26 protein-coding genes are annotated in these 23,821 nt (G+C 32.9%); 13 read left to right on the forward strand and 13 right to left on the reverse strand.

All coding sequences use genetic code 11. The annotated features are described in order from the left end of the window. Positions 1-76: 76 nt before the first annotated feature. The 3 genes from ACFWU4_RS10305 to ACFWU4_RS10315 all read left to right on the forward strand — a co-directional run bounded on the left by ACFWU4_RS10305 (position 77) and on the right by ACFWU4_RS10315 (position 4,068). Complete coding sequence (locus tag ACFWU4_RS10305; RefSeq protein ID WP_411127522.1) at positions 77-2,410, forward strand: ATP-dependent helicase; 2,334 nt, start codon at positions 77-79, stop codon at positions 2,408-2,410. A gap of 242 nt (positions 2,411-2,652) precedes the next feature. Beyond that, positions 2,653-3,354, forward strand: coding sequence for a hypothetical protein (locus tag ACFWU4_RS10310; protein ID WP_411127524.1), 702 nt, complete (start codon positions 2,653-2,655; stop codon positions 3,352-3,354). A 93-nt stretch (positions 3,355-3,447) separates the two neighbouring features. Continuing rightward, positions 3,448-4,068 carry an L-threonylcarbamoyladenylate synthase gene (locus ACFWU4_RS10315; protein WP_411127844.1) on the forward strand — a complete coding sequence of 207 codons (621 nt, stop codon included), beginning with the start codon at positions 3,448-3,450 and terminating at the stop codon, positions 4,066-4,068. Here the strand turns inward: ACFWU4_RS10315 and ACFWU4_RS10320 are convergent. Beyond that, entirely contained in the window at positions 4,065-5,276 is a 1,212-nt protein-coding gene (locus ACFWU4_RS10320) for a multidrug effflux MFS transporter (RefSeq protein WP_411127526.1), read from the reverse strand. The genes ACFWU4_RS10315 and ACFWU4_RS10320 overlap by 4 nt on opposite strands. A gap of 82 nt (positions 5,277-5,358) precedes the next feature. Between ACFWU4_RS10320 and ACFWU4_RS10325 the strand changes: the two genes are divergently transcribed. The 3 genes from ACFWU4_RS10325 to ACFWU4_RS10335 are packed head-to-tail and all read left to right on the forward strand — an operon-like array spanning position 5,359 to position 8,158. Beyond that, complete coding sequence (locus ACFWU4_RS10325; protein WP_411127528.1) at positions 5,359-5,805, forward strand: DinB family protein; 447 nt, start codon at positions 5,359-5,361, stop codon at positions 5,803-5,805. Positions 5,806-5,846: 41 nt separating this feature from the next. Continuing rightward, complete coding sequence (locus ACFWU4_RS10330) at positions 5,847-7,610, forward strand: ABC transporter ATP-binding protein (RefSeq protein WP_411127530.1); 1,764 nt, start codon at positions 5,847-5,849, stop codon at positions 7,608-7,610. An 11-nt stretch (positions 7,611-7,621) separates the two neighbouring features. Then, entirely contained in the window at positions 7,622-8,158 is a 537-nt protein-coding gene (locus tag ACFWU4_RS10335; protein WP_411127532.1) for a GNAT family N-acetyltransferase, read from the forward strand. Between the two features lie 186 nt (positions 8,159-8,344). Here the strand turns inward: ACFWU4_RS10335 and ACFWU4_RS10340 are convergent, their stop codons facing one another. Next, complete coding sequence (locus ACFWU4_RS10340) at positions 8,345-8,758, reverse strand: MerC domain-containing protein (protein ID WP_411127534.1); 414 nt, start codon at positions 8,756-8,758, stop codon at positions 8,345-8,347. A 74-nt stretch (positions 8,759-8,832) separates the two neighbouring features. Here ACFWU4_RS10340 and ACFWU4_RS10345 point away from each other — a divergent pair, with 74 nt between their 5' ends. Next, complete coding sequence (locus tag ACFWU4_RS10345) at positions 8,833-9,222, forward strand: Fur family transcriptional regulator (RefSeq protein WP_411127536.1); 390 nt, start codon at positions 8,833-8,835, stop codon at positions 9,220-9,222. Positions 9,223-9,226: 4 nt separating this feature from the next. Here the strand turns inward: ACFWU4_RS10345 and ACFWU4_RS10350 are convergent, their stop codons facing one another. Beyond that, positions 9,227-9,565 (reverse strand): winged helix-turn-helix transcriptional regulator, encoded by a 339-nt coding sequence (locus tag ACFWU4_RS10350; RefSeq protein WP_411127538.1) that lies wholly within the window; start codon positions 9,563-9,565, stop codon positions 9,227-9,229. A 91-nt stretch (positions 9,566-9,656) separates the two neighbouring features. On the opposite strand from ACFWU4_RS10350, the gene ACFWU4_RS10355 reads away from it, so the two are divergent. The 4 genes from ACFWU4_RS10355 (at position 9,657) to ACFWU4_RS10370 (ending at position 13,526) form a co-directional block, all read left to right on the forward strand. Further along, positions 9,657-10,331, forward strand: a complete 675-nt coding sequence (locus tag ACFWU4_RS10355; protein ID WP_411127540.1) for an NAD(P)H-dependent oxidoreductase — start codon at positions 9,657-9,659, stop codon at positions 10,329-10,331. Positions 10,332-10,334: 3 nt separating this feature from the next. Beyond that, positions 10,335-11,162, forward strand: a complete 828-nt coding sequence (locus tag ACFWU4_RS10360; RefSeq protein ID WP_411127542.1) for an SDR family NAD(P)-dependent oxidoreductase — start codon at positions 10,335-10,337, stop codon at positions 11,160-11,162. Next, positions 11,155-12,105, forward strand: a complete 951-nt coding sequence (locus ACFWU4_RS10365) for a 2OG-Fe(II) oxygenase (protein WP_411127544.1) — start codon at positions 11,155-11,157, stop codon at positions 12,103-12,105. Before ACFWU4_RS10360 ends, ACFWU4_RS10365 begins: the two co-directional genes overlap by 8 nt. A 131-nt stretch (positions 12,106-12,236) precedes the next feature. Beyond that, positions 12,237-13,526 carry an APC family permease gene (locus ACFWU4_RS10370; protein ID WP_411127546.1) on the forward strand — a complete coding sequence of 430 codons (1,290 nt, stop codon included), beginning with the start codon at positions 12,237-12,239 and terminating at the stop codon, positions 13,524-13,526. Between the two features lie 131 nt (positions 13,527-13,657). On the opposite strand, the gene ACFWU4_RS10375 is transcribed toward ACFWU4_RS10370, so the two are convergent. The 7 genes from ACFWU4_RS10375 to ACFWU4_RS10405 all read right to left on the reverse strand — a co-directional run bounded on the left by ACFWU4_RS10375 (position 13,658) and on the right by ACFWU4_RS10405 (position 20,807). Then, positions 13,658-15,199 (reverse strand): acyl-CoA carboxylase subunit beta, encoded by a 1,542-nt coding sequence (locus tag ACFWU4_RS10375; protein WP_411127548.1) that lies wholly within the window; start codon positions 15,197-15,199, stop codon positions 13,658-13,660. Between the two features lie 86 nt (positions 15,200-15,285). Next, positions 15,286-16,725, reverse strand: a complete 1,440-nt coding sequence (gene accC / locus ACFWU4_RS10380) for an acetyl-CoA carboxylase biotin carboxylase subunit (protein WP_411127550.1) — start codon at positions 16,723-16,725, stop codon at positions 15,286-15,288. Between the two features lies 1 nt (position 16,726). After that, positions 16,727-17,203 (reverse strand): biotin/lipoyl-containing protein, encoded by a 477-nt coding sequence (locus ACFWU4_RS10385; RefSeq protein ID WP_411127552.1) that lies wholly within the window; start codon positions 17,201-17,203, stop codon positions 16,727-16,729. Between the two features lie 82 nt (positions 17,204-17,285). After that, positions 17,286-17,963 carry a PrsW family intramembrane metalloprotease gene (locus tag ACFWU4_RS10390; protein ID WP_411127554.1) on the reverse strand — a complete coding sequence of 226 codons (678 nt, stop codon included), beginning with the start codon at positions 17,961-17,963 and terminating at the stop codon, positions 17,286-17,288. After that, positions 17,960-18,517, reverse strand: coding sequence for an NUDIX hydrolase (locus tag ACFWU4_RS10395; RefSeq protein ID WP_411127556.1), 558 nt, complete (start codon positions 18,515-18,517; stop codon positions 17,960-17,962). Before ACFWU4_RS10395 ends, ACFWU4_RS10390 begins: the two co-directional genes overlap by 4 nt. A 5-nt stretch (positions 18,518-18,522) precedes the next feature. Next, a complete protein-coding gene (locus ACFWU4_RS10400) occupies positions 18,523-19,665 on the reverse strand; it encodes an aminotransferase class V-fold PLP-dependent enzyme (protein WP_411127558.1) in 1,143 nt (380 codons plus the stop codon). A 53-nt stretch (positions 19,666-19,718) separates the two neighbouring features. Further along, positions 19,719-20,807 (reverse strand): M42 family metallopeptidase, encoded by a 1,089-nt coding sequence (locus ACFWU4_RS10405; protein WP_411127560.1) that lies wholly within the window; start codon positions 20,805-20,807, stop codon positions 19,719-19,721. A 100-nt stretch (positions 20,808-20,907) separates the two neighbouring features. Here ACFWU4_RS10405 and ACFWU4_RS10410 point away from each other — a divergent pair, with 100 nt between their 5' ends. Both ACFWU4_RS10410 and trhA read left to right on the forward strand, forming a co-directional pair. Then, a complete protein-coding gene (locus tag ACFWU4_RS10410; RefSeq protein ID WP_411127562.1) occupies positions 20,908-21,600 on the forward strand; it encodes a DUF4294 domain-containing protein in 693 nt (230 codons plus the stop codon). Beyond that, positions 21,601-22,227, forward strand: coding sequence for a PAQR family membrane homeostasis protein TrhA (gene trhA, locus ACFWU4_RS10415; protein ID WP_411127564.1), 627 nt, complete (start codon positions 21,601-21,603; stop codon positions 22,225-22,227). Here the strand turns inward: trhA and ACFWU4_RS10420 are convergent. The 3 genes from ACFWU4_RS10420 to ACFWU4_RS10430 are packed head-to-tail and all read right to left on the reverse strand — an operon-like array spanning position 22,224 to position 23,801. Beyond that, positions 22,224-22,691, reverse strand: coding sequence for a DUF1572 domain-containing protein (locus ACFWU4_RS10420; RefSeq protein WP_411127566.1), 468 nt, complete (start codon positions 22,689-22,691; stop codon positions 22,224-22,226). The two genes, trhA and ACFWU4_RS10420, sit on opposite strands and share 4 nt — an antisense overlap. Positions 22,692-22,696: 5 nt before the next feature. Beyond that, the gene (locus tag ACFWU4_RS10425) at positions 22,697-23,425 is read right to left on the reverse strand and encodes a class I SAM-dependent methyltransferase (RefSeq protein WP_411127568.1); all 729 of its coding nucleotides are present in this window, start codon (positions 23,423-23,425) and stop codon (positions 22,697-22,699) included. Between the two features lies 1 nt (position 23,426). Further along, complete coding sequence (locus ACFWU4_RS10430) at positions 23,427-23,801, reverse strand: ester cyclase (RefSeq protein ID WP_411127570.1); 375 nt, start codon at positions 23,799-23,801, stop codon at positions 23,427-23,429. Between the last annotated feature and the right edge of the window lie 20 nt (positions 23,802-23,821).

Raw genomic sequence — 23,821 nt, forward strand, 5'->3', positions numbered from 1 at the left:
TGTTTATAATTAATACTATTTGTGTATTGTTAAACCTATGACAATTGTTAATTTCACAGTTCGAAAATTTTAGTCCTTGAAAAAGTATCTCAGTCAACTTAATAGCGCGCAATTAGAACCTACTTTACAGGTTAACGGTCCTATGATTATCATAGCAGGAGCCGGTTCTGGTAAAACTCGCGTACTCACTTATCGGATTGCGTATTTAATGAGTAAAGGCATAGATGCCTTTAATATTTTGGCTTTAACCTTTACTAATAAGGCTGCCAAAGAGATGAAAGGCAGAATTGCTGATATTGTTGGAGATGGTGAGGCAAAAAACCTATGGATGGGAACATTTCATTCAGTTTTTGCTAAGATTCTTCGGTTTGAAGGGCATCATCTAGGATTTCCAAGTAACTTCACTATATATGATACGCAAGATTCGCAAAAGCTTATGGGTTCCATTATTAAAGAAATGGGATTAGATAAAGATATCTATAAGACAAAACAAGTGTATAGTAGAATATCATCTTATAAGAATAATTTAGTTACGGTTAAGGCCTATTTTAAGAACCCAGAGTTAATGGAGGCGGATGCCATGGCTAGACGTCCAAAAATGGGAGAAATCTATGCTGCTTATGTAGATCGTTGTTTTAAGGCAGGAGCTATGGATTTTGATGATTTACTACTTAGAACTAATGAGTTGTTAACACGTTTTCCTAATGTATTGGCTCAGTATCAGAATAAGTTTAGATATATATTGGTAGATGAGTACCAAGATACCAATCACTCTCAATATCTTATTGTAAGAGCACTTGCAGATCGTTTTCAAAATATATGTGTAGTAGGTGACGATGCGCAAAGTATATATGCCTTTCGTGGTGCTAATATTAATAATATTCTCAACTTTCAGAAAGATTATGACGGTGTGAAAATGTATCGTTTAGAGCAAAATTACCGTTCTACAAAGAATATTGTTGGTGCTGCTAATTCTGTGATTGAGCATAATAAGACAAAGCTCGACAAAATTGTTTGGACAGCAAATGACATTGGAGAAAAGGTGATTGTCCATCGCTCAATGACAGATGGTGACGAAGGGCGTTATGTGGCAAGTACCATTTGGGAGACTAAAATGAATCAGCATTTGCCCAATAGTGACTTTGCAGTCTTATACAGAACAAATGCGCAGTCTCGTGCTATTGAAGATGCATTTCGAAAACGCGATATACCTTACAGAATTTATGGTGGATTATCATTTTATCAGCGAAAGGAAATTAAAGATGTTACTGGTTACCTTCGTTTAATTCTTAATTCTGCAGACGAGGAGGCGTTAAAACGTGTTATTAATTACCCAGCAAGAGGCATTGGTCAAACAACAATAGATCGGTTAATTGTAGCTGCGAATGCAACAGGGAAAACTATATATGATTTAATAAAAGAGATAGATACTGTTTCTATAAATATAAATAATGGCACTAAAAATAAGCTGAGAGATTTTGTAACATTAATCGAAAGCTATAAAGTGATGAATCAAACCGCTAATGCATTTGATTTGGCTGAACATGTTACCAAAACTAGTGGGTTAATTCGAGAATTAAATAAAGATGGAACACCTGAAGGTGTAACTCGAATGGATAATGTTCAAGAATTATTAAATGGTATCAAAGATTTTGTAGAAGGGCAAATTGAATTAGCAGATGCAGGCGATTCATTAGCCGAGTTTTTAGAAGATGTTGCATTGGCCACAGATTTAGATGCAGACAAAGGCGATCCAGACCACGTTGCTTTAATGACCATTCACCTTGCTAAAGGATTAGAATTTGGTCATGTATTTATTGTTGGCATGGAAGAAGATTTATTTCCAAGTGCCATGAGTATGAATACTAGAAGTGAACTAGAAGAAGAAAGACGTTTATTTTACGTAGCTTTGACACGAGCTGAAAAACAAGCGTATTTAACATATACATTATCGCGTTATCGTTGGGGTAAATTAATAGATGCAGAGCCAAGTCGATTTATTGAAGAAATCGATTCAGAATTTGTAAATATAACCACACCACTTAAAGAACAACGTTTTAATCCTATGTTAGATGCTTCTATATTTGGAGATATAGAACCAAATAAAGTTAGATTTGCAAAACCAAAATCACCTAAATTTCAGAAAAAAGTGGCTAAAAAGAAACCTGAAAATTTTAAAATAAGTACTCCTAAAAAAATGAAACCAGTCGCTGACTCTGAAGAGAGTTCAGAAGGTTTTGAAAGTAAATTAGAGGTAGGTAACATGGTAAACCATCAACGTTTTGGTAGAGGTGAGGTTATTAAAATTGAAGGAAAAGGTGGTGATGCTAAAGCTGAAATTAAATTTCAGAAAGGCGATACAAAAAAGTTATTGTTACGTTTTGCAAAACTGACAATTATGCGTCAGTAATTATTCATTTTTCTATAAAAGACCAAATAAATATATTCATCTTTCAAATTATTTAATGGGTGTAGTTTCTTTTAAAATTTTGTTCTATTTATTAAAAATGCTTTAGCAGCACAAACTGATGTCTTCTCTAATATGTGAGTAATGTAACTACTTGATTTTGCATTTTTTAAAATTTATTCATTTTACGCGAGAGTTTTTTGTTAAAAAAGTATCTAAAATATTAGACTTATAAACTTACAACAATGAAATATCTTATAGCTGTTATATTTGTAGTTACATTTAATTTGTCATTTTCGCAGCCAGGTGGTGGTGGGCAAAGAAATGGTGGTGGTCGTTCTGGTGGTCAGATGAACAATCCGCAACAACAAAATAAAATACCAGAGTTTTCTGCAATTAAGGCTGCAGGTATTTTTTCATTCAACGAAAATGAAGCCATCAAAAAAATTAGAATTAAAAATGACGATAAACTAGAATTAAAGGTAATTAGAGCAATTTCAGCATACAATATGAGAATGGATGAGCTTACATTATTAAACACTGAAAATTTTGATAGTATTAATGTCTTTATGAATGCGATGCGCATAAAGCGTCAAACAAGAGGCAATAGGACAGGAGGTCGCATGGCGAATGAGCAAAACAGATCTAGTAATGATACTAGGCGAAGGCATAGCGAAGATGATGAAGATCCAATACGAAACTACATGAAATTGAGTAGAGAGAAAATTAAAGTCGTCCAAACAAAGGTATTGAAAGCAGAAGAGCATCTGAATACTGAATTAGAAGCCGTATTAAACGATAAGCAATTTAAGAAGTGGATTAAATACCAAACCAAACTAAAAAAGGATAATGCACCTAAGAAGGAAGCATCTCAATCGCAAAATCAGAATAGCGGCAATAGAAATGGTAGACAGGGAGGCCCTCCAGGTGGTGGTAACCGTTTCTAATTAAACAACGATTTCTTAGCTATTGAGTTTTTAATTGAGATTAGTTTTTTAACTATTTTAAATTTGGTTACTTTGTATATTCAATTTACACTGATGGCCGAGTTTATTAAAATTTATCCCGAGAATCCCAATCCGAGGGCAATACAGAAAATTATATCTGTGCTAAAAAGAGGTGGATTGGTAATCTATCCGACTGATACGGTTTATGGATTAGGCTGCGATATTACGAACATTAAAGCTCTCGAAAAGATTGCAAGAATTAAAGGTGTTAAATTAGAGAAGTCTAACTTTTCTTTTGTTTGCCAAGATTTGAGTAATCTAAGTGATTATGTTAAACAAATCGATACAACAACGTTTAAGATATTAAAACGTGCACTTCCTGGCGCTTATACTTTTATTCTTCCTGGTTCTAAAAATCTTCCTAACCCATTTAAAAAGCGTAAAACTGTTGGAATACGGGTACCAGATAACTCAATTGCTTTGGCTTTGGTGTCAGCATTAGGAAACCCAATAGTATCTACATCTATACGAGACGATGATGATGTTTTAGAATATACTACCGATCCAGAATTGATACTCGAAAAATGGGGTAATCTTGTGGATATTGTAATTGATGGTGGGTATGGAGGCAATGAGGCTTCTACAATAATTGATTTATCTGAAAATCCGCCTGAAATTATAAGAGAAGGAAAAGGTAGTTTAGAAATTTTCTAGTCAATATTAGATTTCTTTAAAAAGGGATTATATGTTGTATAGAATAGGGTTAATGAAATAAGCCCACAAATCATAAAACCTATAAAAAGAGGAGTGACTGAATCTACCACAAAACCTCCTATATAATTAGCTATAGGTACAGCCATAACAGTAGAAATAAATCCATTTAATGCAGAGCCAATACCAGCAATATGTCCCATTGGTTGCATGGCTAATGCTCTAAGGTTGCCAAATAAAAATCCAATAGTAAAAAATTGAAGTGCAAAAAAAGTAATTAGGACTTCTATAGTAGGATTATTTTTTGAATAAAATAGTACTATAAAAACAATTGAAATTAATATAAAACTAACCATTGATAGATGTACAATACGTTTCATACCATATTTAACAACTAACTGACTATTCATAAAAGTTGCTAAACCAACAGAAATAGCTAAACTTGCAAAGATGAGCGGAAATTCTTCAGCTAAACCGTATTGCTTTTCAAAAATTTGTTGAGAAGTACTTAGATATACCATGAAAGAACCTGTAATAAACCCAGATAGTAGCGTATAAATTACTGCAGACTTAATTTTAAAAAACTGAATAGTTCCTGTTTTAAAAATAGATAAACGGTAAGGAATTCGATATTTGTCTTTTAAAGTTTCTGGTTGTCTAAGCCAAAACCAAATCATAACTAAAATACCAAAAACTAATGTAAAGGTGAATATAAATTTCCAATTATATTGGTTCATTAGAAACTGCCCTAATGAAGGCGCTATAACCGGAACTAAAATAAAAACCATGACTACAATCGATATAATTTTAGCCATATAATCACCATCGTATGAATCTCTAATCATAGCAATACTCATTGTTCGTGGTGCTGCTAAACCTGCGCCCTGCAACACGCGTCCCAATAGCATCATCTCAAAGTTTTTGGTTGTTATGCAAATGATTGATGCAATTACAAATAAAATAAAACCAGCATAGACTATTGGTTTTCTTCCAAAGCTATCAGATAATGGGCCAAAAACAAGTTGTCCAAAACCTAGGCCCAAAAATATTGAAGTTATTAATTTAGGATTATCTGCTGTATCGTTAACACTTAAATAATCACCAATCAAAGGAAGTGCTGGTAATACTGCATCAATTGTTAAAGCTACTATAGACATTAAGGCAGCCATTAAGACTACAAACTCAAATTGAGATCGTTTTTGATTTTGCATGGCTCAAAAGTAAGTCAATTATTGCCTACTTTTGATTAGAGATTCTAGTAATATCAGATTTATCTATAAAAACAGACATCCTATGATAATAGACACAGTAATTGCATTATTTACGCGAGATTTAAATAAGTTAAAAGAAGAAATCAGTGCATATAAAAACGAATCCAACCTTTGGAAAACAGATGGCTTAGTATCTAATTCTTCTGGTAATTTAGTACTTCATCTTATTGGTAATCTAAATCACTTCATTGGGGCAGGATTAGGTAATACGGGTTATATACGTCAGCGTGATTTAGAGTTTTCTGTAAAAGATGTACAGAGATCTCAATTGATAGAACAAATTGATAAAACGATTAACGTTTTAGAGGAGACATTAAAGAATTTAACGGTTAAAGATTTGAAAAAAGAGTATAAGTATCGCGTTTTTAAAGAGCCAACAACCACTGAATATTTTTTAATACACCTAATAATGCATTTGGCCTATCATCTAGGACAAATTAATTATCATAGACGCTTGTTAGATCAGTAATCTTTTTCTCAACATTTTATATTTATAAAACATTACATTAAATGCAGCATTTAAAAGAAACATCTAAAACGGATAAACCAAAAGTAACTTTAAAAACAGCTTTTAAAACGATTATTTGGCCAAGACGTAATTTGGTATTTTTAGGTTTACTACTTATAGTTATTAGAAGCCTATCGGGATTTGTATTACCACTTGAAAGTAAAGTCCTATTGGATGATGTTGTTCCAAATAAAGATTATAATACGTTATATCAGTTAATAGGTATTGTTATTGGAGCCATATCCATACAAGCAATTACATCCTTTATGCTAACTAAAGTATTGAGTATACAAGCTCAATATTTAATTAGTGAGTTAAGAGCGCAAGTTCAAAAAAAGGTATTGTCATTGCCTATTAGTTTCTTTGATAATACTAAATCAGGAGCCTTAGTTTCTCGCATAATGACAGATGTAGAAGGTGTTAGAAATTTAATTGGAACAGGTTTAGTGCAATTGGTTGGAGGTTCATTTACAGCAATTGTAACTTTAGTAATTCTATTAAAAATGAATGTATGGATGACACTTTTTACATTCATACCATTATCTATTTTTGCGTTTATAGCGTTAAGAGCCTTTAAATATATTCGTCCCATTTTTAGAGCAAGAGGAAAAATTAATGCTGAGGTAAAAGGAAGATTAAATGAAACCTTAGCTGGAGTTAGAGTTATTAAAGCCTTTAATGCAGAAGAACAAGAAAATACAGTTTTTGAAAAAGGTGTAGATAATATTTTTCAAAACGTAAAAAAGAGTTTAACAGCAACAGCTATAATGACGAGTTCGTCAACATTTTTGATTGGTTTGGCAACAACCGGAATCATGGGAATTGGCGGTCACTATATGATTAAAGGTGAAATAACACCAGGCGACTTTCTACAATTCACATTTTTATTAGCATTTATGGTAGCTCCAATAGTTCAGATGAGTAATATCGGAAGTCAACTAACTGAAGCTTTAGCCGGATTAGATCGTACAGAAGAACTCATGAATCTGGCAGCTGAAGATGAGCAAGAAGATCGAACGATTCAGCTTGAAACTATAAAAGGAGATATAAAGTTTAATAATGTATCCTTTGCTTACGAAGAAGGAAAACCTGTTTTACACAATATAGATTTTGATGCTCCTTCGGGTTCTGTTATTGCATTGGTTGGTAGTTCTGGTTCTGGTAAATCTACTATTGCTGGATTATCAGCTACATTTTTAAATCCAGATTCTGGCATAATAACTATAGATAATCAAGATTTATCAAAGGTAAAACTCAGTAGTTTTAGACAGCACCTTGGTGTGGTTTTACAAGATGAATTTTTGTTTGAAGGCACCATTAGAGAAAATATAATGTTTCCTAGACCAAATGCTACTGAAGCGCAATTACAGAATGCTGTAAAAGCAGCTTATGTTAATGAATTTACGGATCGTTTTGATGATGGTATAGAAACTTTAATAGGTGAAAGAGGGGTAAAACTATCTGGAGGACAGCGACAGCGTATAGCTATAGCAAGAGCAATTTTAGCCGACCCTAAGATTATTATTTTAGACGAAGCAACTTCTAACTTAGATACAGAAAGTGAAGCTTTAATTCAAAAAAGTCTATCAGAATTAACAAATAACAGAACAACAATAGTTATCGCTCATAGATTAAGTACAATAAAACGAGCAGATCAAATATTGGTTATAGAAGCGGGTCAAATAATGGAAAGAGGCACGCACGATGAGTTATTAGCAACTAAAGGACGTTATTATGATCTTTATACATTTCAGTCTAAAATTTAATCTTCTTAAAAATGAAAATTATATTCAATAATTATAAAATTTCTCTATTAGATAAAAACGATGGAGTTTTGTTTTTTAATTTAATAGATTCTAACAGGCAGCGATTAGAAGATTTTTTCGCAGGAACTGTTTCTGAAACAGAGACGCTTAATGATACTTTAGATTATTGTGCAGAAATTCAAAATAGAATAAAAGCTAAAAGTTATTTTCCATATATGATTACAGATTCACATACTAATAAGTTTATTGGATTGGTAGATGTGAAAAATATAGATTGGAATGTACCTAAAGCAGAATTAGGTTCTTTTATAGATAGTCGGTATGAAGGAAAAGGTATTGTGACTAAAGCCACAAGTTTAGTGATAGATTATATTGTTGAAGAAAACAGATTTATCAAATTATTATGCAGAGCTAATAAAAGAAATAAAGGGAGTATTGCTGTAATTATAAAAAATGGTTTTGAGCTAGAAGGAACTATTAGAAGAGACTATAAAACAACAAAAGGAGAAATCGTTGATTTAAATTATTATGGTCGTGTGTTCGATTAAAATTAAATAAGCTAATGTTCTATAATAAATCCAAAGCTCATCATTTCTGATGAGCTTTTTCAAACAAATCACTTAACTTAACACAATTAAGCGATTGATATTTTCATTAACAATCAATAAATTTTGAAATTGATTATTAAGTCTTGTCTTGTTATATTTTTCCCAAACTATTGTATAGCATCAACTTTATTTTTTAGACACACAATATTGCGAATTGTTACATCTACAGTGTTTTTGATTGTATAGATGTAAAACAAATAATGCAATAGCCGGTAAATAGAGTATGCCTTCTGGTACAGGTGAGAATTCAATTTTTTCATTGAAAATTAATAAACATAGAAGTATCCAATTAAACCACAAACCATATTTAATCCACTGCTTAGAGCTTTGATTAGAAGACCAATACACTGCAAAAAAGGAAACTGCAAGAAAGATATAGTCTATTGTAGTCCACCATATAGGAGCACTTTCGCAACATGCAGCAGAGCAGGTCTGAGCAATAAATATGAATGGCGTAGCCGCGCAATGAATAAGGCAAAGACTACTAGCCATTGCGCCAATTGAATCTGAATTCTTCTTTTGAAAATATTTTGTAATCATAAATTTAAATGCAACTGAGTTGCAAAAATAATATAAAATTTGACAATGCAACATAGTTGCAGTAAATTTGTTTTATGAGTGTAAAAAGAAAGACAAAGGCGGTATCAATAATTATTTCAATTTTTGAAAGTATTTCAGATGCTATTTCTGTGGTAGATTTAGTGGATCAATTAAAAACACAGATGAACAAAACCACAGTTTATCGTATTCTTGAGCGTTTAGAAAACGAAGGTACAATTCATGCGTTTACAGGAAGTAATGGATTAAGATGGTACGCCAAATGCCATGAATGTACAGCGCATTATCATAACGATATACATCCACATTTTGAATGTAAAGATTGCGGAAAAGTAGAATGTCTAGAGATTAATATTACGATACCAAACGTAAATGATCGAAATATAATGTCAGCCAATGTATTACTATCAGGGCAATGTGTAGAATGTACGATTAATGCGGCTTAAAAATTCAAGAAATAGAATTTCCCCATTCTGCAATGGACAGAATTAGTGGGATTAAAGATTCGCCCAACTTAGTTAATTTATATTCTACTTTTAGTGGTGGCTTCTTAGTATAAACTTTGCGCTGAATAATTTTATCATCTTCAAGCTTTTTTAGTTGTAAACTTAATGTTCTTTCTGTTACACTAGGCACTAGTTTTCTCAACTCATTATAACGTAATTTACCATCTATTAAGTGAAAAAGAATTACGGTTTTCCATTTTCCACCAATGACACCCATAGTGAGACTAGCACAACATGGATATTCTTTTCCGTTATATGAGTATGTTTTTTGCTCAATTTTCATACTATCATTTTTGACCGTTATTGCAAATATAAAAAACTATACTTAGTTTTGCTACTATAAAAAGTATAGTATATAAAATAAATGTAATAATATGAGTAAACCAAACATTTCAAAGAAAGATATTTTAAATGCATTTCAATACAGACATGCTACAAAAGAGTTCGATTCTACGCGCCAATTAGCAGATGATGATATCAATTTTATTCTAAAAACAGCAAATCTATCACCAAGTTCTTTTGGCTTTGAGCCATGGCACTTTATCGTAGTTCAAGATAAAGAATTAAGAGAGTTACTTAAGCCTGTGGCTTGGGGAGCACCTTTAAAGTTAGATACTGCAAGTCATTTTATCTTGGGTTTAAGTATGAAAGCACCAATGACCAAATGGGATTCGGATTACATTATGCATATGATGAAAGATGTAAAATATTTTCCAGAGGATGTTATAGAAATGTATTCTAAGTTCTACAGAGAGTTTCAAGAACGTGATTTTAATTTAGACTCGGATAAAAAATTGTTTGATTGGGCCTCTAAACAAACTTATATAGCCCTTGCAAATATGATGACTTCTGCTGCTTTAAATGGAATTGATAGTTGTCCTATAGAGGGTTTTCATGAAGATAAAGCAAATACTTTATTAAAAGAAAAATTTGGTGTAGATACTGAAAAATACGGATTGTCATATATGGTAGCTTTTGGTTATAGAAAAGCAGAACCACCGCATGCTAAAACAAGACGACCTTTAGAAGAAGTCGTCACTTGGAAATAAGCCATGAGTAAAAATAAAGCGAATACTATGGGTAAGACTATATTAATCACAGGAAGTACAGACGGTATAGGTAAACTTACAGCCATTAAGCTGGCTAAAGAAGGCCATACAGTTTTTGTACATGGAAGAAACAAAGAAAAATTAAACCATGTTATTTCTGAAATAAAGGAAACTTCAGGCAATCAAAACATAGATGGTTTTGTAGCTGACTTTTCAGATATTAAAGCTGTCAAACAAATGTCAGAAGACGTTAAGGCTAAAATTGCTAAGCTAGATATTTTAATCAATAATGCAGGAATCTTTAAAACTTCCGCTACAAGTAAATTTAAAGGTTTTGACATTCGGTTTGTTGTTAACTATTTAGCGTCTTATGTATTAACAAATGGGATATTACCAGTATTACAAAACGGAAATCACTCACGTATTGTTAATTTAAGTTCGGCTGCACAGTCACATGTTTCTGATGCTACTCTAGCAGGAGAAAGTATCCATGATGCTAGTGAGGCATATGCTCAAAGTAAACTAGCATTAACGATGTGGAGTTTCGCTTTCGCGGAAACGAATCCAGATATCATAACCATAGCAGTAAATCCAGGCTCATTATTAAATACTAAAATGGCGAATGACGCTTATGGGCAACACTGGTCACCAGCTGAAAAAGGTGTTTCAATTTTATATGATTTAGCCATGTCTACAGATCATGAAAATGATTCAGGCAAGTACTTTAATAATGATAAAGGTGTTTTTGGAAACGCACATCCAGATGCTTATGATGATAAGAAAATAAGTCAATTAATCACTGCCACAAAAAGTATATTGAATCATGAATAATAATGCACTCGCACAAGCTCGTGACCTTAGCTTACCTTCTCGTGAAGATTCGCTAAAGCGCGACCCATCTGTCTCTCATTTTTGGAACAGTAATCGAAAACTGCTCGAAGATGCTTGGTCAGAATGGGAAATTGAAAATAAAGATAAATTACTGGTTCCTGATGAAACCTTACTTGATCCAGAATTGCGAAAAGCGATAAACGACGCCTGGGAAAACCCAGAAAAAGAAAATGCTGTTGCAGATTTATGGGAAGAAATAATCCCTGGAGTCTATGTTGCACAGTTTTTTGATCTTGAGCGTTTAACAGATTTTCGTAATTATTTAGAGGATGTGGTAAATTCAGAAATTCCAAGACGTGCACCTTACGGAATTCAATTGAATCGCTACGGAATTATGCTAGATCCACGCTCGGAAGGTCATTTGGCAGCGCCTAATTTCCAAGATTTTTACAATACGATGATGGATCGCTTTATGCGTCCGATTGCACGTTTGTTATTAGGGACTTACGGTTATGATAACCAAACATTTGGCTTTTCTATTCAGTATAATCCTGACAAGGATAAAGATTTACATGCGCATACTGATGCTTCTGCTGCTACTTTAAATATCAACATTAACTTACCTGATGAAGAATTTACAGGTTCACAAGTTGATTTCTATGATAAAGCAACAGGAAAAACTGTGCAAACTGTATTTGAACCAGGTAAAGCAATACTCCATCGTGGTAATGTGCCGCACGCTACGCATCCTATAACTAGTGGACAGCGTAGTAATTTGGTGGTATGGCTTTACGGAGACCAAATGCAAATTCCGCGTGGTGGTGCAAGTAGTTATGGTAGTGTTGGCAACAGAGCATCTTCAGTGGATGATAATAAAAGTGTAGGCGCTCGTGAACGTTGGAGTGTTCCAGACAGTCCTAAAGATACTTTTGCACCATTTTAAAAGAATAAATTTTTTAATCGAATTTGTTAAAGTAACTTTATTGAAATGAAATATTTAGTATATAAATAAAATCCCAAAGAATCTACCAGAACGGGAACTTACACAGATGTATTAAATTAAAACCATCTAGAATGAATAAAAAAATAGGATTAAAGGAAGCCATTTCAATCGGAATTGGAGGTATGGTTGGTGGTGGCATATTTGCTGTACTTGGTTTGGCTGTTGCTTTAGCAAAAGGTGGAACACCAGCATCTTTTTTATTTGCTGGTTTAATTGCACTAATTACATCTTATAGTTATGTAAAATTATCACTCAAATATCCAGACAGAGGAGGAACCGTTAAATTTATTAATCAAGGTTTCGGAATAGGTGTTTTTAGTGGTGGTGTTAATAATTTGCTGTGGATAAGTTACATTATTATGCTTGCGTTATATGCTTCTGCATTTGGTTCTTACGCACCTAATTTGTTTGAGCTAACGAGTGATAAAACTCTAGACTCACATATATATGCATCTGCTATTGTCATTCTAGCTACAGCAATAAATTATTATAGTATTACGGTTGTTGGAAAAATAGAATCTTATGCAGTAATTATTAAACTTTTTATTTTATTGTCTTTTGTTGGATTCGGTATATATGGATTGATTGGCAATCCGCATTTGGAACAATTATCACCTGAGAATTGGGAATCATCATTTAAGCTACTTACCGCAGGAATGGTGATTTTTGTGGCTTATGAAGGTTTTGAGCTCATCGCTAACGCAGCACCAGATATAGAAAACCCTAAAAAAAATATACCAAGAGCATATTTTTGGTCTGTCATTTTTGTAATATGTTTGTATGTTATCATAGCAACAATTACAGTTGGATCTTTAGATTTTAAGACTATTTCAACAGCGCAAGATTATGTTCTGGCAGAAGCTGCAAAGCCGATGTTGGGGAAATTGGGCTTTACAATAATTACCATAGCTGCATTAATATCTACATTTTCTGCGATTAACGCGTCACTTTATGGAGGTAGTAGAGTAAGTTATGAGATTGCAGAAGATGGTGAATTGCCTAATCAGTTTACAAACCAACTTTGGAATCAACCAATAGGTTTATTAATAACCACAATTTTAACACTTGTTTTGGTCAATACATTACAATTAGAAAGTATCTCTACCGCAGGTAGTGTTGGTTTTTTATTGATTTTTGCTATCGTAAATTTTGCTGGATACAAATTAGCAAACGAAACAGATAGTAAGAAAAGTATTCCGCTTGTTGGTGCACTATTATCCTTTTTTGCTATGATTGCCTTACTTGTTCAGCATTATGGTACAAATAAAATTGATGTTTTTATTGCATTAGGTATCATTGCATTTAGTTTTGTAGTAGAATTCATATATAGAAAATCAAAATATTCAAAAAAAAGATTATAATATAATAAAGTGAGTAATATCTTAATCTACAAATGATTTAATGGTAATATTATAATTAAAACCAATATATTTCAAAAAGAAAAACGGTTTGAGGAATCACTCAAACCGTTTTATATTATTTAGTTTTCTAATTACAACGGAATATTCCCATGCTTACGCTGAGGTTTTACAACGTCTTTATTTTCAAGCATACTAAACGCTTTTATCAATTTTCGTCTTGTATTATGAGGTAGAATCACTTCATCAACAAAACCACGCTCTGCTGCACTATATGGATTAGCAAAAAGCTCAGCATACTCGGCTTCCTTTTCTTTCCATTTGACTTCTTTATCATCTGCTGAAGAAATTTCACGTTTAAAGATAATCTCGGCGGCACCTTTAGCTCCCATAACCGCAATTTCGGCATTTGGCCACGCAAAATTCATGTCTGCACCAATGTGTTTTGAATTCATAACATCATAAGCACCGCCATAAGCTTTTCTTGTAATAACCGTAACTCGCGGCACTGTAGCTTCAGAAAATGCATATAGTAATTTTGCTCCATTTGTTATTATGGCATTCCACTCTTGATCAGTTCCTGGTAAAAATCCTGGAACATCTTCTAATACCAATAAAGGAATATTAAAACAATCGCAAAAACGAACAAAGCGAGCCGCTTTAGTAGAACTATTAACGTCCAAAACACCAGCTAAAAACATAGGTTGGTTAGCAACAATACCAATAGATTTACCGCCTAATCTCGCAAAACCTACAATAATATTTTCTGCGAAATCTTTGTGTATTTCATAAAAAGAATCTTCATCAATAATTCCTTCAATCACCTGATGCATATCATAAGGTTTATTAGCATTTTCTGGCACAATTGTATCTAAAAGGTCTCTTATTTCTTCTTTGAGTTCAAAATCTAAATCTTGAGGTTTTTCTTTATTACTTTGAGGTAGATAACTTAGAAGTCGTTTTACATCTTCCAAACATTCTACATCATTAGTAGATGTTTTATGAGCAACGCCAGATTTTGATGAGTGTACAGATGCACCACCAAGTTCCTCGCTCGTAACTTCTTCGTTAGTCACTGTTTTTACAACATTTGGTCCAGTTACAAACATATAACTAGTGTCTTGTACCATTAAAGTGAAATCTGTCATTGCAGGTGAATACACAGCACCACCAGCACAGGGTCCCATAATTGCAGAAACCTGAGGAATCACTCCAGATGCTTGAACATTTCGATAGAAAATATCTGCATAACCACCTAATGAACGCACACCTTCTTGAATCCGTGCTCCACCAGAATCATTTAATCCAATGATTGGTGCTCCAACATTCACAGCCATATCCATAATCTTACATATTTTTTCAGCATGTGTTTCTGATAAAGAACCACCGAAAACGGTAAAGTCTTGAGCAAATACATAAATCAATCTACCATTAACGGTACCATAACCAGTAACTACACCATCACCATAAAATTGCTGGTTTGCCATTCCGAAATCCTTTGTCCTATGTGTCACTAGGGCACCAATCTCTTCAAACGAACCTTCATCTAATAAATACATAACACGCTCTCTTGCGGTTAGTTTCTTTTTTTGATGTTGTTTATCTATTCTGGCTTGACCTCCTCCTAGTTTGGCTAAGGCTAGTTTGTCGTTTAGTGTTTTTATTTTTGAATTCATATTCTCCTTAATTTGTCATTCTGAACTTGATTCAGAATCTAGTTTTTTATGTGGATTCCGCATCAAGTGCGGAATGACAGTAGGTGTTAATTAGGTAATCGTAATAATTTCTGATCTTCTAAATAACGCTTCAATGCGATTTTTGCTGCAATCTCACCTTCTATTTTATGTTGTTCTGATAATAGGCTAGGAGAGTAGTACTTTTTTACAAAGTGTGTGTCAAAATTTCCACTTCTAAAGGCGTCATGCTCGCAAACAAATCGCCCAAATGGTAATGTGGTTTCTACACCTTTTACGTGATAACTATCAATTGCTTTAATCATTAACTCAATTGCTTCCTCTCTTGTATCTCCATAGGTAATCAACTTAGACAACATTGGATCATAATAGATTGGTATATCCATGCCTTCTTCAAAACCATTATCTACGCGTATATTTTCTCCTTCAGGCAATTGGTAAACTTCTAAATTACCAACACTTGGTAAAAAATCATTCATTGGATCTTCTGCATACACACGAAGTTCTAACGCATGACCATTGATTTTTAGATCCTCTTGTTTAATGTTCAAATTTTCCCCTCTAGCAACTCTAATCTGAAGCTCAACCAAATCTACACCAGCAATCCATTCAGAAACGGGATGTTCTACTTGAAGTCGCGTATTCATTTCTAAGAAATAGAAATTTAAATTTTCATCTAATAGGAATTCAACCGTACCTGCATTTATGTAGTCGCAAGACTTAGCCACGTTAATAGCTGCTTGTCCCATTTTTTCTCTTAACTCTGGGGTTAAAACAGCAGAAGGTGCTTCTTCTACTACTTTTTGATGACGTCTTTGTACTGAGCATTCGCGCTCAAAGAAATGCAAATAATTACCGTGCATATCTGCCATTACTTGAATTTCTATATGTCTTGGTGAAGCAACGTACTTTTCAATAAATACTGAACCATCACCAAAAGCATTTGTAGCTTCACTAATGGCTCTATCCATTTGAGACTCAAATTCAGCTTCGTTTTCTACAATACGCATTCCTTTTCCGCCACCTCCAGCAGAGGCTTTAATTAGAATAGGAAAACCTATATTATTGGCAATTTTTTTAGCTTCAGGAATGTCGGTAATCGCTTCATCTGTACCTGGTACCATGGGAATGTCGTAAGCTTTAACTGTTTCCTTTGCTGCCAGTTTACTTCCCATAACCTTAATGGCCTTAGAACGTGGTCCAATGAATATAATATTGTTAGCTTCGCATAACTCAGCAAAATCAGCATTTTCACTAAGGAAACCATACCCTGGATGAATACCGTCGACATTAAGAGATTTAGCAACCTCGATTATTTTATCTCCTTTTAAATAGGATTGATTAGATGGAGCAGGACCAATACAAACCGCTTCGTCTGCATATTTCACATGGAGTGCATTTCTATCTACCTCAGAAAAAACAGCTACTGTTTTAATTCCCATTTTTTTTGCCGTACGCATAACACGAATAGCAATTTCGCCTCTATTTGCGACCAAAATCTTCTTCATATTATTCAAACGTTATTAATAGTGAGTTTTTATCTACAGTCTCTCCTTGTTTTACACTTATTGATTTAATTATTCCGTCTCTTGGTGAATTAATTACATTTTCCATTTTCATGGCCTCAAGAATTATTAGAGCATCATTTTCTTTAACTTCTTCTCCTTCGTTCACGCTAATCTCTAAAATTAATCCTGGCATAGGAGCTTTAATTTCGTTAATCTGTTTAGACGCACCAATTTCGAAACCTAATGCTTCAATTTGCTGATCTAACGCGTCGTTAATGTCAACCTGATAGATATTGTTATTAACTTTAACCTCGTATGTTTTTTGGTTGAATTCAGATTTTAAAATAGATGCTTTTATTGTAGTGTTATTTTGTAAAATATGGTAGTGATTTGGAGATATTTCAATAGCATCTAGCGTTTCGGTAGCTTCTCTTGTAACATCGAAACTATGAGAATTATTGACTTTTATTTTATACATATAATGACATTTATTGCAGTATTAATGATTTAAATCAAATCTATTGCAAAATATAAAATTTTAGAGGTTTATATTAAGACTTTCACAAAGTTTTAAAGTTTGAACCGTCTTGATGTTTTTTAATTGCTTTTCTAGATAAATAGATAGCGATAGCAAGTGATATAAATGCTCCGATAGAAATACCAGGAATGAAGCGAATGAATAGAAAGAAGTCATAAGCTCCATGAAATAAGGTAGCCAATAAAAGACCTGTAATATTTAATTTAATTCGATTTTTGGAAAACTTAGCTTTACCCATATAATAACCCATTAATATACCAAAGGTTGCATGGGCAGGTACTGCTGTAAAAGCCCTTAAAATGGCAGTTTCATAACCACCTTCTAATACGTACATTATATTCTCAGTACAAGCAAATCCCATAGACACCATTACTGCATATATGATACCATCATAAGGCTCATTAAATGCTTTCTTAGGTTGTGCAAAATATTTAACGATAACATACTTACTAAATTCTTCTGCTAATGCAACTACAAAAAAGGCCTGAATAAATTGTTGCCAAATACTGTACTTATCAGTTAAAGGAATAAGACTTCCTGTAAAGGTGTATAGTACAATTACGATTAATACACTTAGTATTGCTCCAAAAAGAAAATTAAGTAGCAGCAAGCCTTTGGGTTCTTTTTCATACTTATCTTGAAAATAGATGTAAAGAATAATTATCATTACTGGTGCAACTGCTAAGAGTACGAGATTCATAAGTTAATTTTTTCTTTTATCCGATCTAAAACAAATTTGTAATAGGACGCATTGGTGCTTATAAAGTGGTTGTTTGATATGCTTTTTTCTAATAAACCTTCGAAAGTATGAAACGTCACTAATTTTAAAGCCTCTACTTCGTCCTTTTGAGGAATTAGAGCTTCTATATTTATATTAACATTGGCGATAAAAACTTGATGAAATTCATTATCTTGAATGGTGCCATTTTCATAAGTTGATTCGTGCAGAAATACTCCTATTTTGTCTAAATTTCTAGCTTCTAATTCTAAACCAATTTCTTCTTTAGTTTCTCTCAACGCGGCTTCAATAAATGTTTCTCCAGCATCAATATGACCTGCAACTGAAACATCCCAAAGTAAAGGATGAATTGCTTTTTTATGTGATCTCTGTTGCAATAAGATTTCGCCTTCTAAATTATAAATCCACAAATGGATGGTGTTATGGTACCAACCGTTTTTATGAGCTTCTGATTTTAGAACAACTTTATTTGTTGGTTCACCTTTTGGTGTAACGATGTCTATATATTCTTCCATTAATTTTATAAAGAAGTAATAGTTTTAACTAAGGTTTCGAATTGTGATTTTGTATTAAACACATGGCAAGATACTCGCATATATTCACCACGATAAGATAAACTAATATTAGCTTTACTTATTTCTGCTTTTAAATGGTCTAAATCAATAGTTTTTGGAATTTTTATACCAAATAAATGCTTGGCCCTTATTTGAGAGGAATCAGTATGGAAGCCTAGTTTATTTAATTTATTTAAAGCATCTAACGAAATATGGTTACAGTAGTCTTGTAATTCGTTAGTGTTTATTCTCAAGATTTCAGTTAATGCTGCAATCTGCATTTTTACATAAATAAAACTTGCACATTCACCAGCATTATATCTTTGAGCTAAGGGCTTGTATTCGTTTTGATATTTTGTAAGTCCTGCAAGGTTTTCACTATTCAAACGTATAGACCAATTTTGCTCTATAGGTTCGCCATTATCAAAATAGTCACTGTAATAGGCGTAAGCACATCCATAAGGTCCAAATAGCCATTTGTAACCAGCACAAACTAATGCGTCTGGTTGTATATCTTTTACAGAAAAAGGTAGTGCGCCTAGTGATTGACTACCGTCTATAATTAAAAGTGCATTATATTTTGATGTTTTTTCTCTTATGGCTTTTAGGTCGAAAATGTATCCGTTAGCCCAATGAATTTGACCGATTGCAACTACTGCTGTTTTAGTTGTGATGGCTTTGAGAATTTCCGTATTCCAATTTTCGATTTGTTGCGGTTGCCGTATGGTTACAATTTTTGCTTCAAATTTGTCGGCCAGCGTTTTCCAGATATAAACATTACTAGGAAATTGCTCTTCAGCTATCAAAATTTCGTCTCCTTTCTTTAAAATTATATTATTTGCAACATTTGCCATACCATAGGATACTGATGGAATAGTAACTACACGATTATAATCTTCTACATCTATAACTTTAGCAAATAATTTTCTAAGTTCTGAAACTGGCTCAAATAAATCAGAGGATTGAAAATAATCTGGTCGACTTTTTTTTGTAACAGCAACTATACCAGCATTTTCAACTGATTTAAAAGCAGGTGAAAAACTCGCTGTATTAAAATATATTATATCATCCGGGAAAGCGAATTGGTCTTTTAAGTTTGCTAATGGCATGTATTAAAGTAAATAGACCTGTTAAGAATTGAAACTTAACAGGTCTTTAGTTGTTATTTAAAATAGCTAAACGTTTCTCCGTCTTCTATTTTTAGTAGTGTCTCATAAATTAATTTAATCACATTCTCTACATCACTTTTATGCACCATTTCTACTGTTGTGTGCATATAGCGCAATGGTAAAGAAATTAGTGCAGAAGCAACACCACCATTACTGTAGGCAAATGCGTCTGTATCTGTTCCTGTTGCTCTAGATAATGCGGCACGCTGAAAAGGTATTTTCTTTTCTTCAGCAGTATCTGTAATTAAATCTCTAAGTTTTTGTTGAACTGCAGGTGCATATGCCACAACAGGACCATCACCAATCTTAGCTAAACCTTGTTTTTTAGGGTCTATCATTGGTGTTGTTGTATCGTGAGTAACGTCAGTTACAATGGCAACATTAGGTTTTATGGTTTGCGTAATCATTTCTGCACCTCTTAACCCAATTTCTTCTTGCACAGAATTAGTAACATATAATCCAAAAGGTAATTTCTTTTTGTTTTCATGAAGTAATCGTGCTACTTCAGCAATCATAAAACCACCCATTCTATTATCTAATGCTCTACAAACAAACTTATCTTTATTGAGAATATGGAATTCATCAGGATAGGTGATTACGCATCCTACATGGATACCCATTTTTTCTACTTCAGCTTTATCTTTTGCTCCAACATCAATACAAATGTTATCTGGTTTTGGTGGTTCTTCTTTAGAACGATTTCTCGTGTGGATAGCTGGCCATCCAAAAACACCTTTAATAATTCCTTTTTTTGTGTGAATATTTACAATTTTACTAGGTGCTATTTGGTGATCGCTACCTCCATTTCTAATAACGTATAACAATCCATTATCCGAAATATAATTTACGTACCATGAGATTTCATCTGCATGCCCTTCAATAACCACTTTAAATTTAGCTTTTGGATTTATAACTGCAACTGCTGTACCATATGTATCTGTAATAAACTCATCCGCATAAGGTTTTAGATAGTCCATCCAGATTTTTTGACCTTCCCATTCATATCCTGTAGGAGAAGCGTTATTTAAATATTTTTCTAAAAAGTCTATAGACTTTTTTGTTAATAATTGCTTTTTTGCCATTGTAAAATTTTTTCTTAAAAATAATAATATTAATACGATTTTAAGGTTAATGGTGGTATTAAATATTAACTTTGGAATGATTTTAGTATTTAACTAATCCATGAAATACATTGCTTACATAGCGTTATTTTTTTCTGTATCAGTTTGTGCTCAAGAAGATCCTGTAAAACAAGATTCAACAGAGGTGCAGCAGTATATGATTATTGAAGGAGATTCTGTTTTTGTTACATCTGTAGAATTAAATGAGGTATTGGTTTTACCAAATTTAAGTTTTAGAGATCGTGATGCTAGAATACGTTATATTATTTTAAGAAGAAAGACACTAAAAGTGTACCCTTATGCTAAGTTGGCAGCCGAGCGCTTAGAGGCGTTACAAAAGCGTTTAGAAACTTTAGAAAGAAAGCGTGATAAAAAGAAGTATGCTAAGGTGATTCAGAAATATATTGAAGACGAATTTTCTGCTGAACTAAAAAAATTAACCAAAACAGAAGGGCAAATATTAGTTAAACTTATTCATAGACAAACAGGTAAAACTACATTTGATCTTATTAAAGAACTAAGAAGTGGTTGGCGTGCATTTTGGTTTAATAGTACGGCTAGTTTATTTGATATATCTCTTAAAAAAGAATTTAGCCCTATAGATGAAGAAGAGGATTATTTGATTGAGGATATTTTGCAACGTGCATTTCAAAATCAACGTATAGAACGCCAAAGACCTGCTTTTGATATCGATTTTTATGCATGTGTGAATAAATGGTCAAAACCTAAAGCGAAGGCTAAATCTAAAAGTTAGATGCGAGTTCAATCTAAATTTGAAGAACAGCTCAATTCTTGGACCCACGGTTTTGGTGCTTTTTTGGGCATTATAGGTTTAGTTTTATTAATAATTTATTCTGATAGTACAAAGCCTTGGAGTTTATTTAGTGTTATAGTTTATGGTATTTCAATCATCATACTTTTTTTAGCATCTGCATTTTATCATGCAGTTAAAGGTGAAAAGTGTAAACATTATTTTAGAATTGTGGATCATGTTAGTATCTATCTTCTTATAGCAGGCACATATACACCAGTATTATTGATTTTATTAAGAAATAGTCTTGGTTGGGAATTGTTTTATACCGTTTGGGGAATTGCAGTTTTCGGGGTAATTCTCAAGTTATTTTTTACTGGGCGTTTTGAAATTTTCTCAACACTATTGTATTTAGTTATGGGCTGGCTAATTGTAATTGATTATACAAACGCAGCAAACGCTTTGGGTACTTCGGGTGTATTTTGGTTAATGGCAGGTGGTTTATTTTATACGGTTGGCATTGTGTTTTATGTAATAGAAAAAATACCATATAATCATGTCATTTGGCATTTGTTTGTTTTAGGTGGCGCCATTTGTCACTTTTTTATGATATTTCTTAGTGTCATTTAAGTTGAAGAAATTATTTTTTTAATGGTTACTATTTGCCCTAAATGGTAGTGCGTATGTTCTATAATACCAGCAAGGTTTCTATAATAGCTTCCATATTTTTCATCTATAAAAAATGTATCAAGACAGGACTCTTCGAGGTCTTCAATTATGGAGATAAATGCTTTAGCTTCTTCCCAAATTGTATTCTGTAACTCTAGCCATTCGCTATCAGTGTTTAGAATAGGGTGATTAAAACTAAATTTATCTTTTATGGTTAAATCATTAGTTTTTAATCCATCCATAGCACCTTTTAAATAGTAATGGATATGAAAGGTTAAAGCTAAAATGCTATTTAAATTACCAACTTTATGAGTTGCCATTTTTAAAGAAACGTCGGAAAGACTGTCTTTAAAATTCGAAGCTGTCCAATTGCCACCAAAATAGACTTGATGAAGGTTATTTGCAATTTGTTGAGTTATTTTCATTGTGCTTATTCTTTAACAAATACCATACAATGTTGCCATGGTAAATTAGCAATATTTTCATCTAGTTTAAAACCTGCAACTTTCATTTCCTTAACTGCTTGCGCTTCTGTCATTTTATGAATTTTTTTAATAGGTATTGTGTCATCCTCTCCTCGATATTCTATTAAATAAACCTTACCATTTTTCTTTAAAGCCTTTTTTATAGACATTATCATTTCATAAGGATAGTTGAACTCATGGTAAACATCAACCATCAATATTTTATTCACAGAATTCTCAGGAAGATTCACGGATTTCTCATTTCCTAAGACCGTATTAATATTTTTATTGATTTTATATTTTGGATGTGTGAGTAGAGCTGCTAACATTTCTTCTTGAATATCTACAGCGTATACAAAACCGTTTTTTGCTAAAGGTGCCATTTTAAACACATGGTAACCAGAACCTGCACCAATATCAGCTATAGTATCAGACGATTTAATAGAAAGGTTTTCAATGAGTTTAGTTGTGTTTTCTTCTGCTTCACGCTCGGGACGTTCTAACCAATCTATGCCCTGAAAACCCATAACATATGCTATTTCGCGTCCCATATACCATTTACCAATACCATTCGGATCTCCCTTCTCAGAGATATACTTTTTTGTTTCTATTTCTCCGTCGTTATCTTGTGCATTTATATTAAAATTTTGAAGTAGTATTGTAAGTAATATACTTAGTCTCAATAAGTTTTTCATATTAGTACATCGTATTAGCATTAGCAGATTTCAGCGGTATTTGTTGAATGGCATCCCAATGTTCGCAAATTTTCCCTCTAGTATTAAATCTAAAAAAATCCATGGTTACATATTGATCGTTGCCAGGCCAAGTTTGATATGTATGTAAAGCTACCAAATCGCCTTCAGCAATACATCTTACAAATTCTATCGATTTATTTGGGTATTCTGTGTGCATACGATTAAAATAGTCAATAAAACCTTCAGTGCCATCTGCAACATCTGGATTATGCTGTATGTAAATCTTATTAGTGAATTGTTCTATAGCTTCTCTAGGTTTACCTTCGTAAGCCATTCTGTAAAAAGCTATGGCGTTTTTTTTATTTTCATCTAACATCGCTAATAAGTATTTGGTTT

Source organism: Winogradskyella sp. PE311 (assembly GCF_046545555.1).
Lineage (GTDB): Bacteria > Bacteroidota > Bacteroidia > Flavobacteriales > Flavobacteriaceae > Winogradskyella.